The organism is Microbacterium sp. NPDC055683 (assembly GCF_053617895.1).
This window is the reverse complement of the sequence record NZ_JBSHGQ010000001.1, coordinates 49527-63561: the sequence shown is the minus strand read 5'-3', so window position 1 is coordinate 63561 and position 14035 is coordinate 49527. Positions and strand designations below refer to the sequence as shown.

Genomic DNA, 14035 nt, shown 5'->3' with positions numbered 1-14035 from the left:
TCCGTCAGCCGGCTCGCGGGACATTCTACGAACCGACGGCGCCCTCAGGGGCCGCTCGGTAGGCTTCTCCCATGGCAGACTCCAGCTTCGACATCGTCTCCAAGATCGACCGCCAGGAGGCGGACAACGCGCTCAACCAGGCGCGCAAGGAGGTCGAGCAGCGCTACGACTTCAAGGGCACCGGCGCCTCCATCGAGTGGAGCGGCGAGGCCGTGCTCATCAAGGCGAGCAGCGAGGACCGCGCGAACGCCGTGCTCGACGTCTTCCAGTCCAAGCTCATCAAGCGCGGCATCTCGCTCAAGAGCCTGGAGTCGGGCGAGCCCGTCGCCTCCGGCAAGGAGTACCGCATCACCTCCACGCTCAAGGAGGGGATCACGCAGGAGAACGCGAAGAAGATCGGCAAGATCATCCGCGACGAGGCGCCCAAGGGCGTGAAGTCGCAGATCCAGGGCGACGAACTGCGCGTGTCGTCGAAGAGCCGCGACGACCTGCAGGAGGTCATCCGCCTGCTCAAGGCCGCCGACCTCGACATCGACCTGCAGTTCATCAACTACCGCTGAGGCGGAGTCCCTCACAGGCCCGGATGCTACGCTCGAGGTCTGCGCGACCCGTGTCGCGCGTCGTCGTGTCCTGATCGCGCGGACTCCCATCCCGATCGCGAACATCCTGCCGCGGCGAACGGATCCGGCACCCGCCGAGTTCGCCATCCTCCGCCGCGCTGCGCGACCCGCGCCATCCTGCACGGCGGACCCCCTTCGAAAGAAGTCTCCGTGACCTCTGCTCCCACGTTCGCCGATCTCGGCGTCCCCGCCCACCTCGTCGACGTCCTCGTCGCCGAGGAGCGCCCCACCCCGTTCCCCATCCAGCGCGAGACGCTGCCGTCGACCCTCGCCGGGCGCGACGTGCTCGGCCGCGGCAAGACCGGCTCGGGCAAGACCCTGGCCTTCTCCATCCCGCTCGTCGCGCGCCTCGCGCAGGCGAAGCCGACGCGCACGGCGGGACGGCCATCCGCCCTCGTGCTCGCCCCCACGCGCGAGCTCGCGACGCAGATCGCCCGCGTCGTGACCCCCCTCGCCGAGGCCTCCGGCCTCAAGGTGACGACCGTCTTCGGCGGTGTCTCGCAGAAGCCCCAGGAGACGGCGTTCCGCAGCGGCGTCGACATCGTCGTGGCCTGCCCCGGCCGCCTCGAGGACCTCATGAGCCAGGGCGTCGTGAACCTCGACCGCATCGCCGTGACCGTGCTCGACGAGGCCGACCACATGGCCGACCTCGGCTTCCTCCCCGGCGTGACGCGCATCCTTGCGAAGACCCCGGCGAACGGCCAGCGGATGTTCTTCTCCGCGACGCTCGACAACGGCGTCGACAAGCTCGTGTCGCGCTTCCTCAAGGACCCGGTGCGCCACTCCATCGACCCGGCGGAGTCGCCCGTCCCGGCCATGACGCACCACGTGTTCGAGGTCGACGACGAGGAGAAGAACGACCTCGTGCGCACGCTCGCGTCCGGCGTCGCGCGCCGCATCCTCTTCACCCGTACGAAGCACCAGGCGAAGAAGCTCGCCAAGCAGCTGACGGCGCGCGGCATCCCCGCCGTCGACCTGCACGGCAACCTGTCGCAGAACGCCCGCGACCGCAACCTCGCCGACTTCTCGTCGGGGCGCGTGCGCGTGCTCGTCGCGACGGACGTCGCCGCCCGCGGCGTGCACGTCGACGGCGTCGACCTCGTCGTCCACGTCGACCCGCCCGCCGAGCACAAGGCGTACGTCCACCGCTCCGGCCGCACGGCCCGTGCGGGCTCGGCCGGCGACGTCGTGACCGTCATGCTCGCCTCGCAGCGGCAGGACACGAAGCTGCTGCTGCGCAAGGCCGGCATCGCGGCGCAGCCGCAGCGCGTCACCCCGACGAGCGCCGCCGTCACGGCACTCGTCGGCGAGGTCGCCGAGCGCGTCGCCCCCGTTCCCGGCGGCCCCGGCTCGGGCAACGCCCCCGCCCCCGCCGCTGCGGGCACGTCGCAGGGCGCCAACGCGCGCCGCAAGCGCGCCGCACGCGAGGGCGCCGCGACGGCGACCGCAGGGTCGGCCGCAGGGTCGAGCCGTGGCGGTCGTGGCGGACGCGGCGGGCAGGCCTCCGGGGCGTCCCGCGATGGCCAGGTGCGCGACGGCGCCCGCGACGGCCAGGCCCGCGACGGCCAGGGTTCGCGGCGTTCGCGCGGCGGCAACGGCGGCGGTCGAGGCGGACAGGGCGGTCGCGGCGGCAACGGCGGTCGCGCCCAGTCCGCGCCGCGCGTGTACTCGACGTCGACGGGCGACCCGGCTCCCCGCACGGACGCGGCGGCTCCGCGTCGCCGCGAGCCGCGCCGCGTCTCGGCTCCCGGCCAGACGACCCAGCGCTGATCCGCGTCGAAGCGCCCCGTCCATCCGAGTGATGGCCGGGGCGCTTCGCGTTGGAGGCGGGGCGGTTCGCGGTGTGCGGGCGGGGTCGGTGGTCAGTGCGGACACAACGCAGGAGATCGGCTGCTCCCGTCCGCCGCTCAGCGCGGCTTCACGCGGCGCGGGCGCCCCTCGCGGCGCGGATCTCCTGCGTTGTGTCCGGCTCCGCCAGCGATCGACTGCCCAGGTCGCAGTTCCCGGCCCCAACCGGCCCCGGAAGGACGGAAACTGCAACCCCGGCGAGGGGTCGGCGACCAGCCACCGGCCAGCCGGCGGTCACCCCTCTCGCCCAGGTCGCAGTTCCCGGCCCCAACCGGCCCCGGAACGACGGAAACTGCAACCCCGGCGAGGGGTCGGCGACCTCCGGCGCGGCTTACTTCACGGCGCCGGCGGTGAGACCGCCGACGATGTACTTCTGCAGGAAAAGGAACAGTGCGACGACGGGCAGCGCCGCGATGACGGCGCCGGCCGAGAACGCACTCCAGTCGGCGTAGCGGGGGTTAGACACGAGCTTCGTCAGCCCCACCGCGAGCGTCTGCACGTCGGTGTCGATGAGCAGCACCGACGCCACGACGTATTCGTTCACCGAGGAGATGAACGACAGCAGCGCGACGACCGCGAGGATGGGCGCGACGAGCGGCAGCACGATCGTGAAGAACACGCGCGCGTGACCCGCGCCATCGATCTTCGCCGCCTCGTCGATCGACTGCGGGATCGTGTTGAAGAACCCGTACATGAGGTACGTGTTCACGCCCAGCGCGCCGCCGAGGTACACGAGGATGAGGCCGATGCGGGTGTTGAGCCCCAGCGCGGGGAACCACTCCCCGATCGCGCTCATGAGCAGGAAGATCGCCACGACGGCGAGCAGCTGCGGGAACATCTGCACGACGACGATGCCGATGAGGCCGAACCGCCGCCCCGCGAACCGCATGCGCGAGAACGCGTAGGCCGCCAGCCCGCCGAGGAACACCGTCGCGATCGCCGTGATGCCGGCGATGATGAGCGTGTTCGCGAACCACGCGAGGAACGGCGTCTTCGGGTCGTTCAGGATGCGCGCGTAGCTGTCGAAGCCGATCTGCGAGAACAGCGCGTTCGATCCGGTCAGCGTGCCGTTCGGGTTGAGCGAGCTCGAGATGACGAACACGATCGGCAGCAGCGAGAACGCGACCATGACGACGCCCACGAGGTGGCGCCATCCGGTGTCGGCGAACCAGCGGCCAGCCGAACGGCGGCGCGGGGCGGGGCCGCGGCGCCCGCCCGTGATGGCGACGGTGTCGAGCGAGGCGGTCATCCGTTCAGCTCCTCGAGGGACTTGGTGCGGCGGAACGCGATGATCGAGATGACCGCCACGACGATGAAGATGATGATCGAGTACGCGCTCGCGAGGCCGTAGTCGCGGGTCTGCCCGGTGAACGCGACCTTGTAGACGAGCGAGATGAGCAGATCGGTATGGCCCACGGGGATGGGCGCATCCCCGTCGCGCGGCCCGCCGTTCGTGAGCATGTAAACGATGTTGAAGTTGTTGAAGTTGAACGCGAACGACGCGATGAGCAGCGGCGCGACGCTCACGAGCAGCAGCGGCAGCTTGATGAGGCGGAAGATCGCCCACGGCCTCGCGCCGTCGACGGTCGCCGCTTCCTGCAGCTCGTCGGGGATGGCCTGGAGCGCGCCCGTGCAGACGAGGAACATGTACGGGAACCCGAGCCACAGGTTCACGATGAGCACGGACACCTTCGCGAGCACGGGGTCGGTGAGCCACGGGATGTCGGCGCCGCCGAAGATCACCTGGTTCAGGAATCCGAAGCTCTGGTTCATCATGCCCGCCCACACGAGCGCCGACAGGAACGACGGCACGGCGTACGGGAGGATCATGAGCACGCGGTAGGTCCGCCGGAACCGCATGCGGGCGTGGTTGAACGCGATCGCGAGGAACAGGCCGAGGAAGAACGTCGACGCCACCGAGATCAGGGCGAAGGCGAAGGTCCACAGCGTGACGTAGAGCAGCGGGCCGGCGAGCCGCGCGTCCGTGACGGCGCGCACGAAGTTGTCGAACCCGACCGTGACCTGCCATCCCGGCAGGATCTCCGCCCCGTCGGGCGCCGTGAAGGCCCCGGTTCCGAGGTCCGAGTACACCGTGCCCGTGTCGAGGTCGGTGAGCGTGCCGGCGGCCTCGTCGTACTCGAGCGACGACGTGTACAGGTAGCCGCTCGAGCCGTCGGGCGTGCGGATGGCCCCGTCGTTGGGGTCGTCGGAGAACGCCACCGACAGCTCGGTGATCTGGTCGGTGCGGGCGAGCACGTCGGCGAACCGGAGGGTCGTCCATCCGTCGACCTCGACCGCCTTGCCGCCGTCGAACGACGCGTCGGCGGGCGCGAGCGGCTCGTCGGCCGTGCCGATGAGCGCCTCTCCGTCCGGCGTCGTCACGAGCAGGCCGATCGTGCCGCCCTGCTCGACGACGGTCACGGGATAGCTCGGCGAATCGGGCACGCGCTCGAGCGCCGACGCCATGAGCGCCGACACGGCCTGCTCCTTGGTGCCGTTGTGTCCTGTCCCGTAGTTCGTGAAGGCGACGTAGCCCGTGTAGACGAGCACGAACACCTGGAACAGGCACAGGAAGATGACGCCGGGCGTGAGGTACTTCGACGCGAGAGCGCGCCGCGAGAAGTACACCCAGTTGACGATCGCCGTCACGATGACGACGGCGCCGATGACGAGCCACTGCCCGTACCCGAGCAGCACGAGCACGGCGTAGACCGCGATGGCGTCGACGATGGCGAGGGCCGCGATCTTGATGACGACGGAGCGCAGCCCGCCTCCCGCCTGGTCGGCGATCGATCGCGCGCGGCGCTGACGCGCCGTGGGCGTGGTGGTGTCGGTCATGGCTTCCTGTCGCTGTGTCGGGGCTCGGATGCAGGGCGTTCGCCAGTGCGGATGTCGCCGTCCCGCACGCGGGAGGCGGACATCCGCACTGGCGAGGCGGGTTGTCAGCCGATCGCGGCCTGCACGTCGGACGCGAGCTTCTGCCACGTCGCGACGGGGTCGGCGCCGTTCACGATCTCGGCCTCGGCGATGCCCCAGTACTGCCACACGGCGCCCATCGCGGGGATGGCCGGCATGGGCACGGCCTGCTCGCCGACGGCGGCGAAGCCCGCGATGATGGGGTCGCTCGAGGCCGTCTCCGCGGCGGCGGAGAGGGCCGGCAGGATGTTGCCCGCCTCGAAGAGCGCGAGCTGCGCCTCCTCGCTGCCGAGGTAGTTCACCAGGAAGTCGTTCGCGGCCACCTGGTTGGCCGACTCCGACGACACGAAGAAGCCCTTCACACCGGCGAACGGCGCGGCCTCCTGGTCGGTCGGGCTCGGCACGGGGTCGATCGCGACGTCGATGCCGGCGTCGACCGCCGTGCCGACGTTCCACGGACCCGTGAGCCAGAACGCCGCCGTGCCGTCGAGGAACGCCTGCTTGGCGATCTCGCCGTCGATGTCGGTGTTGAACACGCCCGTGCCGTTCTTGCCCTGCGCCGAGAGCCACGCGGCGAACTCCTCGCCGCCCGCGTTGCCGAGCTGCAGGTCGGTCGGGTCGTAGCCGGCGTCGTTCGTGCCGAAGACGGGGGCTCCGAACGCGGTCTGGAACGGGTAGAGGTGGTACGGGTTGCCCTCCGCACCCTGCTCGACGACGAACGGCTGGTCGAGGCCGGCGGCCTGGCCCTTCGCGATCATGTCGTCGAAGCTCGTCGCCGCTTCCGGGACGAGCGCGGCGTTGCGGAGCACCGCGATGTTCTCCACCGCGTAGGGGAGCATGTACACGGTGCCCTCGTAGGTCGAGGCCTCGACGGCGACGTCGAGGTAGCCCTCCGCCGAGTCGCCGAGCTCCAGCGGGGCGACGACGCCGTTCGTGGCGAGCTCGCCGAGCCAGTCGTGCGCGCCCATCGTGATGTCGGGGCCCTCGCCCGTCGGCACCTGCTGGATGAAGTCGTCCTTGATGTCGTCGACGCTCTTGCCCACGAGCTCGATCTCGACGCCCGTCTTCTCCGTGTAGGCGTCGGCGACGGCCTGCAGCGCGTCGACGCGCTCGGCGTCGACCCACACCGTGAGCGTCGAGGTCGCGGTGTCGCCGCCGTCGGCCGTGTCATCCTCAGCCGCGGTCCCGCCGGCGCATCCTGCGAGACCGATCGCGGTCGCGGCCGACACCGCGACGAGCGCCGCGAGACGTCCCCTGCTGTTCACCTTCATTGGTGTGTCCTCCTGGTTGTCGTGCTCGCCGCTGTGCAAGCGCTTACAGGTATACACGCTCTGCGTTAAGAATGGAAACCGCACCAGCACCGCCGTGACGGAATCGAGACCATCCTGAACGGCAGGTGAAGTGCAAACGCTTACAGGATGCGTCGAGATCCTCTAGAGTTCTGATCCATGACAGCTGAATGGTGGCGCACCGCCGCGATCTACCAGATCTACCCGCGCTCGTTCGCGGACGCGTCGGGCGACGGGGTCGGCGACCTCCGCGGCGTGACCGCCCGCATCGACGCCCTCTCGGATCTCGGCGTCGACGCCATCTGGCTGTCGCCGTTCATGACGTCGCCGCAGAAGGACGCCGGCTACGACGTCGCCGACTACCGCGACGTCGATCCGCTCTTCGGCTCGCTCGCCGACTTCGACGACATGCTCGCGGCGGCGCACGGGCGCGGCATCCGCGTCATCGTCGACCTCGTGCCCAACCACTCCTCCGACCAGCACGTGTGGTTCCAGGCCGCTCTCGCCGCGGCCCCCGGGAGCCCGGAGCGCGCCCGCTACCTCTTCCGCGACGGCAAGGGACCCGACGGCTCGGAGCCGCCCAACAACTGGCAGTCGGTGTTCGGCGGGCCGGCGTGGACGCGCGTGGTCGAGGCCGACGGCACCCCCGGGCAGTGGTACCTGCATCTCTTCGACTCGAGCCAGCCCGACTTCGACTGGTCGCAGCGCGAGGTGCGCGACGAGTTCCTCGACATCCTGCGGTTCTGGCTCGACCGCGGCGTCGACGGCTTCCGCGTCGACGTCGCCCATGGGCTCGTGAAGCAGGATGGCCTCCCCGACTTCGTGCCGCCGGCCGACGCCGATTCGATGGGCGGCGACTCCGAGGACGTCCCCTACTGGGGGCGCCCCGGCGTGCACGAGATCTACCGCGAGTGGCACGACCTCCTCGCCGGATACGACGGCGACCGGGCGCTCTGCGCCGAGGCGTGGCGTCCGACCGCGCAGGAGACGGCACTCTGGGTGCGCCCCGACGAGATGCACCAGGCCTTCAACTTCCCGTACATGATGACCGACTGGGCGGCCGCGCCGCTGCGCGAGGTCATCGCCGAGTCGCTCGAGGTCTTCCCCGCCGTCGGCGCACCCGCGACGTGGGTGCTGTCGAACCACGACGTCATCCGCCATGCCTCGCGTCTCGCCCTCGGCGACGACAGCCCGCAGGGCCACGGCATCGGCCCCCTCTCCCCCGGGAAGCCCGACCCCGTCGTGGGTCTGCGCCGCGCACGCGCCGCGACGACGGTCATGCTCGCGCTGCCGGGCAGCGCCTACCTCTACCAGGGCGAGGAGCTCGGCCTCCCGGAGGCGATCGAGCTCCCCGACGAGGCCCGCCAGGATCCGACCTGGTTCCGCACGAACGGCGAGCGCTACGGGCGCGACGGCTGCCGCGTGCCCATCCCGTGGGAGGCCGACGCCCCCGCGTTCGGCTTCAGCGCGACGGGGGCGTCGTGGCTGCCGCAGCCGGCGGAGTGGGATGTGCTCGCGCGCGATCGGCAGGACGGCGTCGCCGGCTCCACGCTCGAGCTCTATAAGGAGCTGCTGCGCCGCCGCCGCGAGCTCGCGCTGCCGTCGGGCGACCTGGAGTGGCTCGAGGGATGGCCGGAGGCGGCACTCGCGTTCCGCAACGGACCCGTCACGGTCGTGGCGAACACGGGCGCCGGAGACGTGCCCGTGCCCGACGGGCTGCGCGTGCTGCTCGCGAGCGGTCCGCTCGGCGACGGCGTGCTGCCCGCCGACACCGCCGCCTGGTTCGTCGCCGCCTGACGGCCGCCCTACGATGAACCCGTGCAGACCGTGAGCATCGCCGAGGTCGCCCAGCGTGCGGGCGTCTCGACGGCCACGGTCTCACGGGCCCTCTCGGGCCGCGGGCACGTGTCGGCCGCGGCGAAGGACGCCGTGCTCCGCGCGGCCCACGACCTCGGCTACGTCGTCTCGTCGAACGCGTCGAGCCTCGCGAGCGGCCGCACCCGCAACGTCGGGGTCGTCCTGCCGTTCCTCGACCGGTGGTACTTCACGTCGGTGCTCGAGGGCGCGCAGCAGGCGCTCATGCGCGCGGGCTACGACGTCACGCTCTACAACGTGTCGGGCGGCCCCGAGCTGCGCCACCGCGTGTTCGAGGAGTTCCTCCTCCGTCAGCGCGTCGACGCCGTGATCGCCGTCTCGCTCGAGCTGACGCCGCACGAGGTGTCGCGGCTGCTCGCCCTCGGCAAGCCCCTCGTGGGGGTGGGCGGGCCCATCCCCGACGTGCGCACGCTCGCGATCGACGATGTCGCCGTCGCCCATCTCGCCACGGAGCACCTCATCGGCCTCGGGCACACGCGCATCGGGCATCTCGGCGGGCGCCCCGAGTTCGACTCCGACTTCCACCTCCCCGTCCAGCGCCGGCAGGGGTACGAGGCGGCGCTCGCCGAGGCCGGCATCCCCCTCGATCCCGACCTCGTCGCGAACGCCGACTTCACGGTGCAGGGCGGCTACCACGCCGCGAAGCAGCTGCTCGGCGCCCACCCTCGGTCGCGCCCGACGGCGATCTTCGCGGCGTCCGACGAGATGGCGATGGGCGCCATCCTCGCCGCCCGCGACCTGGGCCTCTCGGTGCCGCACGACGTCTCCGTGGCGGGCATCGACGACCACGACCAGGCCGACTTCTTCGGTCTCACGACGGTCGCGCAGTTCCCCCGCGAGCAGGGCGCGCGCGCCGTCGACATCCTGCTCGAGCAGCTGGAGCCGCAGCTCGACCACGCCGTCGCCGCCGACATCCCGCTGCCGTTCGCGCTCGTCGTGCGGTCGTCGACGGCGCGCCCGCGCGACTGACGGAGCGGATGGCCGTGCCCGGCCATCCGCTCCCTCGCGAGACGCTCAGTCGCGCGAGATGCGCACCATCTCGTCGCGCGGCACGACCTTGACGCGGGCGCGCCCCTGCGGCGCGCCGAGCTCGATCTCGTGCGCGTCGAGCCGGTGCCAGCCCTCGAGGTCGGTCCACGCGACTCCACGTGCGGCGAGGAGGGCGGGGATGGCGTCCTCCGACGGGTCCTCCGGCTGCCACCACGACCCCTGGTCGTTGACGAGGTGCTGGATGGTCTCCATGGCGTCCGACTTCGTGTGGCCGATGAGCCCCACGGGTCCGCGCTTGATCCATCCCGTCGCGTAGACGCCGGGCATCCGCTCGTTCGAGTCGGCGCGCAGCACCTGCCCCTCGTGATTGGGGATGACGCCGTGCCGGTCGTCGAAAGGCACGCCGGGAAGCGGCGATCCGAAGTAGCCGACGGCACGGTACAGCTGCCCCATGGGCACCTCGCGCAGCTCGCCCGTGCCCACGACGCCGCCCGAGCCGTCAGGCCGTGTGCGCTCGTACACGAGCGCCGCGACGCGGCCGTCCGCATCGGCGCGCACCTCGACGGGGCGCGCCCAGAAGTGCAGGTGCAGTCGACGCGACGCCGATCCCCCCGACCCGTTCGCGCCCGGGCGCGTGCGCCACTCCTGCAGCACGCGGTCGATGACCTTCACCTGCTTGTTCGATGCGACGGCGGCCCTCGACGCCTCGTCGTAGTCGAAGTCCTCGTCGTACACGACCATGTCGACGTCGCGCAGCTCGCCGAGCTCGCGCAGCTCGAGCGGCGTGAACTTCACCTGCGCGGGGCCGCGACGGCCGAACACGTGCACGTCCGTCACGGGCGACGACGCAAGCACGTCGTAGACGTTGTCGGGCACCTCGGTGGGGAGCAGGTCGACGGTGTGCTTGGCGAGGATGCGCGCGATGTCGAGCGCGACGTTGCCGTTGCCGATGACGCCGACCGACGCGCTGTCGAGCGTCCACGAGCGGGGCACGTCGGGGTGCCCGTCGAACCAGCTCACGAAGTCGGCGGCGCCGAACGACCCCGCCGCCTCGATGCCGGGGATGTCGAGGTCGGCGTCGCGCACCGCGCCCGTCGCGAAGATCACGGCGTTGTAGTGGCGTTTGAGGTCGTCGAGCGTGATGTGCTCACCGAAGCGCACGTTCCCGAACAGCCGGATGTCGCCGCGATCGAGCACCTCGCGCAGGGCCCCGATGACGCCCTTGATGCGCGGATGGTCGGGGGCGACCCCGTAGCGCACGAGCCCGTAGGGTGCCGGCAGGTGCTCGAAGAGGTCGATCGACACCTCGAACGAGCGCTCGACCTTGAGGAGGATGTCGGCGGCGTAGATGCCGGCGGGGCCGGCGCCGACGATGGCGAGACGCAGCTTCGTCATGCCGGCAACCCTACCGGCGGCGGCCGGTCGTCGGTGCGCCGCCGCGGTGCGCCCGCTGGGGTCAGCGGGAGCGGTGCGCCCGCCGGGGTCAGCTGGAGCGGATGGCGAGGCTCTCGGCGAACCGCGTCAGCGCCTCGCGCACCGTGCCGCGCGGGAGCGCGTCGAGCGCTGCGATGGCGTCGCGCGTCCAGTCGAGCGACAGCTGCCGCGTCGCCTCCGTGACGTCGTGGTCGCGCAGCTCGGCGAGCGGCCCGTCGAGGATGGCCGGGTCGGCCCCGTCGGCGATCCGCGCGACGCCCTCGTCGATGCGCGCGAGCAGGTCGCGGGAGGCGTCGTCGTCGCGCCGTCCCAGCAGGAGGTACGGCATGGTCGGGACGCCGGCGCGCAGGTCGGTTCCTGGCACCTTGCCGGTGTCCTCGGGGCTCGCGGACAGGTCGATGACGTCGTCGGCCAGCTGGAAGGCGACGCCGACCTTCTCTCCGTACACGCGCAGCGGCTCGCCGTAGCGCTCGTCGGCGCCCGAGAAGAACGCCCCCGCGCGCGCCGCGGCGGCGATGAGCGACCCCGTCTTGTCGGCGAGCACCTGGATGTAGAAGTCGATCGGGTCGTCGCCCGGCTGCGCCCCCACGGTCTCGTGCATCTGGCCGAGCACCAGGCGCTCGAACGTCTCGGACTGCAGGCGCATGGCCTCCTCGCCGTTGCGCGACATGATGACGCTCGCGCGCGACAGGAGCAGATCCCCCGTGAGGATGGCGATGCTGTTGCCCCACACCTGGTGGGCCGCCTCCACGCCGCGGCGGCGGTCGGCGCCGTCCATGACGTCGTCGTGGTACAGCGAGCCGAGGTGCATGAGCTCGAGCGCCTTGGCCGCGTCGACCACCGCCTGCGTCGCACCGGCGCCGAGCTGGGCGGTGAGGAGCACGAGCATGGGGCGCACGCGCTTGCCGCCGGCCTCGTAGAGGTAGCGGCTCGTCGCGTCCACGAGCGGGTCTGCGGCCTTCAGCTCCTCGGCGAGCTCGCTCTCGACGCGCTCGAGGCCCTCCTCGATCTTCGCCGCGAGGCGCCGTGCGACGGGTCCGACGAACACGCGGTCGCTCAGACCGAATCGGCTCGCCAGCTGCGAACCCGGCGCGGAGGGGCTCGGAGTCACGCCCCCAGCCTACCGTCCGCCGCGGGGGCGCCGTCCGCGGTCTCTTCAGCCCGAGACAACGGCGGTCTCAGAGCCCGGGCTTCACCGCGCGATGGAGCGCGACGATGCCGAAGCTGAGGTTTCGCCACGCGACGTCCTGCCATCCGGCCTCGCGGATCCATCCCGCGAGCGTGGCCTGGTCGGGCCAGTCGCGGATCGACTCGTTGAGATAGTCGTAGGCCTCGCCGTTCGAGCCGAACACGCGGGCGACCCGCGGCAGCACCGTGCCGTTGTAGAAGCGGTAGAAGCCGCGGAAGAGGGGGCTCGGCGGCGTCGAGAACTCGTTGATGACGAGACGCCCTCCGGGCTTCGTCACGCGGAGGAGCTCGCGCAGCGCCTTCTTCGGATCGTTGACGTTGCGCAGCCCGTACGACATCGTCACGGCGTCGAAGGAGTCGTCCTCGAACGGCAGCTCGGTGGCATCCGCCTCCACGAAGCGGAGGTTGCGGAGGGCTCCGTGGCGACGGCGGCCCTCGGCCAGCATGCCCGGCGAGAAGTCGGCGGCGACGACCTCCGCTCCGCTGCGAGCGAGCGAGGCCGACGAGGCGGCCGTGCCCGCGGCGAGGTCGAGGATGCGCTCACCCGGCCGGGGCGCCACGGCCCGCGTCGTCGCGGCGCGCCACAGGGCGTCGTTGCCGACCGTCATGGCGACGTTCGTGAGGTCGTAGCGGGCGGCGACCTGGTCGAACATCCCCGAGACCCTGGCGGGGTCCTTCCCCAGGTCGGCGCGGTTCGGCTCGTTGTTCTCGGCGCTCATCACGTCGAGTGTAGATCGCCCGGATCCGCGCCCGCACAGGGGGCGGTCGGCGATATGCTCGCGGCACATGGCGACCCGCGCGACGGCCGCCCCGTCGCCGAGGAGGCGCTGATGGTCCCCGAGATCAACTACTGGGCGGTCGTGCTGGCGACGCTGTCGAGCATGGTCGTCGGCTCGGTCTGGTACACGCCGAAGGTCTTCGGAACGCGCTGGGCGCAGCTCGCGAAGGTCGACATGGACCGGCCGGGTGCGACCGCGATCGTCCCCATCGCGGTGACGCTCGTCGTGAGCTTCGTCACGGCGTGGGTGCTCGCTGGCGCGGCATCGATCGCCTGGCACTTCTACGCCGGTTCGTACCTCGTCTCCGCCGTCGGCACGGCGGTCGTGCTCTGGGCGGGGCTCACGGCGGCCCGGTTCATCACCCATGACGCGTTCGAGGGCCGCCCGTCGGCGCTCACGACGATGAACATCGCGCATGAGCTCGTCACGGTCGTCGTGATGGCTCTGATCATCGGCGTGTGGCCGCCCGCGGGAACCGTCTGACTCCGTCCGTGGCGAGCCGGTCAGTCGAGGCCGAGCCCTCGCAGTACGGCGAACCAGTGGTCGGCGGTCGCATCGTCGAACGGGGCGACGTCCGCGCGGACGGCGCGCTCCAGCGCGGCGGTGCGCGCCTCGAGGCGCTCCTGGACGCCGGCCGGATAGCCGAATGCCGCGCGATGCTCGTCCCACTCGTCGCGGTCGTCGACGTACACGCCCCGCTCGTCGAGCGCGTGCACGACGTCGAGGTCCATGTCGATCGCGGTGGGCTCGCCGCCCTCCCACCGCGCGTCCCAGGCGAGGTCGATGTAGACGCGCGTGGTCGACGGCGGGGCGTTGCGCGTGAGCACCCACTCCCCCGACCCGGCGGGGAGCAGTTCGACGCAGGCAGCGCGGAGCACCATGTCGCGCCCGGGGCGCGAGCTGCGCCATCCCGGGAGCTGTCCGAACCAGTCTCCCCACTCGTCCGATCCGAGGTACACGCACTCGTGGACCCAGTGCGGCGAGCCGTCCCATTTGCTCCAGCGGAACAGCAGGCGGGTCCCCACGGCGGGTCGTTCGACGGTCACCCGCCGAGTCTAGGGGCGCGGGGCGGGTCTGGGCTGGCCGGGACGGGGCG

At 71.6% G+C, this 14035-nt stretch carries 12 protein-coding genes; 5 read left to right on the top strand and 7 right to left on the bottom strand.

The genetic code is table 11. The features are described from left to right. Positions 1-71: 71 nt before the first annotated feature. Entirely contained in the window at positions 72-560 is a 489-nt protein-coding gene (locus ACWGPF_RS00290) for a YajQ family cyclic di-GMP-binding protein (RefSeq protein WP_452330907.1), read from the top strand. 210 nt (positions 561-770) lie between these two features. Beyond that, entirely contained in the window at positions 771-2390 is a 1620-nt protein-coding gene (locus ACWGPF_RS00285) for a DEAD/DEAH box helicase (protein WP_452330906.1), read from the top strand. A 409-nt stretch (positions 2391-2799) separates the two neighbouring features. Here the strand turns inward: ACWGPF_RS00285 and ACWGPF_RS00280 are convergent, their stop codons facing one another. The 3 genes from ACWGPF_RS00280 to ACWGPF_RS00270 all read right to left on the bottom strand — a co-directional run bounded on the left by ACWGPF_RS00280 (position 2800) and on the right by ACWGPF_RS00270 (position 6655). Next, entirely contained in the window at positions 2800-3717 is a 918-nt protein-coding gene (locus ACWGPF_RS00280) for a sugar ABC transporter permease (protein WP_345440080.1), read from the bottom strand. Beyond that, positions 3714-5306, bottom strand: a complete 1593-nt coding sequence (locus ACWGPF_RS00275) for an ABC transporter permease subunit (RefSeq protein ID WP_452330905.1) — start codon at positions 5304-5306, stop codon at positions 3714-3716. The genes ACWGPF_RS00280 and ACWGPF_RS00275 overlap by 4 nt, the downstream gene beginning before the upstream one ends. A 104-nt stretch (positions 5307-5410) precedes the next feature. Further along, positions 5411-6655 (bottom strand): sugar ABC transporter substrate-binding protein, encoded by a 1245-nt coding sequence (locus tag ACWGPF_RS00270; protein ID WP_452330904.1) that lies wholly within the window; start codon positions 6653-6655, stop codon positions 5411-5413. Between the two features lie 177 nt (positions 6656-6832). On the opposite strand from ACWGPF_RS00270, the gene ACWGPF_RS00265 reads away from it, so the two are divergent. Continuing rightward, positions 6833-8470: a glycoside hydrolase family 13 protein gene (locus ACWGPF_RS00265; protein WP_452330903.1), complete on the top strand. Its 1638-nt coding sequence runs from the start codon at positions 6833-6835 to the stop codon at positions 8468-8470. Between the two features lie 21 nt (positions 8471-8491). Further along, positions 8492-9517, top strand: coding sequence for a LacI family DNA-binding transcriptional regulator (locus ACWGPF_RS00260; protein WP_452330902.1), 1026 nt, complete (start codon positions 8492-8494; stop codon positions 9515-9517). A 45-nt stretch (positions 9518-9562) separates the two neighbouring features. Here ACWGPF_RS00260 and ACWGPF_RS00255 read toward each other — a convergent pair whose 3' ends face one another. From ACWGPF_RS00255 to ACWGPF_RS00245, 3 genes are all read right to left on the bottom strand, one after another. Further along, the gene (locus tag ACWGPF_RS00255; protein ID WP_452330901.1) at positions 9563-10933 is read right to left on the bottom strand and encodes an FAD-dependent oxidoreductase; all 1371 of its coding nucleotides are present in this window, start codon (positions 10931-10933) and stop codon (positions 9563-9565) included. An 88-nt stretch (positions 10934-11021) separates the two neighbouring features. Next, the gene (locus ACWGPF_RS00250; RefSeq protein ID WP_452330900.1) at positions 11022-12083 is read right to left on the bottom strand and encodes a polyprenyl synthetase family protein; all 1062 of its coding nucleotides are present in this window, start codon (positions 12081-12083) and stop codon (positions 11022-11024) included. A 67-nt stretch (positions 12084-12150) separates the two neighbouring features. Next, complete coding sequence (locus ACWGPF_RS00245) at positions 12151-12879, bottom strand: demethylmenaquinone methyltransferase (protein WP_452330899.1); 729 nt, start codon at positions 12877-12879, stop codon at positions 12151-12153. A gap of 111 nt (positions 12880-12990) precedes the next feature. Here ACWGPF_RS00245 and ACWGPF_RS00240 point away from each other — a divergent pair, with 111 nt between their 5' ends. Beyond that, the gene (locus ACWGPF_RS00240) at positions 12991-13422 is read left to right on the top strand and encodes a DUF1761 domain-containing protein (protein WP_452330898.1); all 432 of its coding nucleotides are present in this window, start codon (positions 12991-12993) and stop codon (positions 13420-13422) included. 20 nt (positions 13423-13442) lie between these two features. Here ACWGPF_RS00240 and ACWGPF_RS00235 read toward each other — a convergent pair whose 3' ends face one another. Next, positions 13443-13985 (bottom strand): DUF402 domain-containing protein, encoded by a 543-nt coding sequence (locus ACWGPF_RS00235; protein WP_452330897.1) that lies wholly within the window; start codon positions 13983-13985, stop codon positions 13443-13445. Positions 13986-14035: the final 50 nt, after the last annotated feature.

Bases quoted from the DNA above. Each gene is read 5' to 3' on its own strand.
- ACWGPF_RS00290 (WP_452330907.1), top strand. From the start codon at position 72: ATGGCAGACTCCAGCTTCGACATCGTCTCCAAGATCGACCGCCAGGAG.
- ACWGPF_RS00280 (WP_345440080.1), bottom strand. From the start codon at position 3,717: ATGACCGCCTCGCTCGACACCGTCGCCATCACGGGCGGGCGCCGCGGC.
- ACWGPF_RS00275 (WP_452330905.1), bottom strand. From the start codon at position 5,306: ATGACCGACACCACCACGCCCACGGCGCGTCAGCGCCGCGCGCGATCG.
- ACWGPF_RS00270 (WP_452330904.1), bottom strand. From the start codon at position 6,655: ATGAAGGTGAACAGCAGGGGACGTCTCGCGGCGCTCGTCGCGGTGTCG.
- ACWGPF_RS00265 (WP_452330903.1), top strand. From the start codon at position 6,833: ATGACAGCTGAATGGTGGCGCACCGCCGCGATCTACCAGATCTACCCG.
- ACWGPF_RS00255 (WP_452330901.1), bottom strand. From the start codon at position 10,933: ATGACGAAGCTGCGTCTCGCCATCGTCGGCGCCGGCCCCGCCGGCATC.
- ACWGPF_RS00245 (WP_452330899.1), bottom strand. From the start codon at position 12,879: ATGAGCGCCGAGAACAACGAGCCGAACCGCGCCGACCTGGGGAAGGAC.
- ACWGPF_RS00240 (WP_452330898.1), top strand. From the start codon at position 12,991: ATGGTCCCCGAGATCAACTACTGGGCGGTCGTGCTGGCGACGCTGTCG.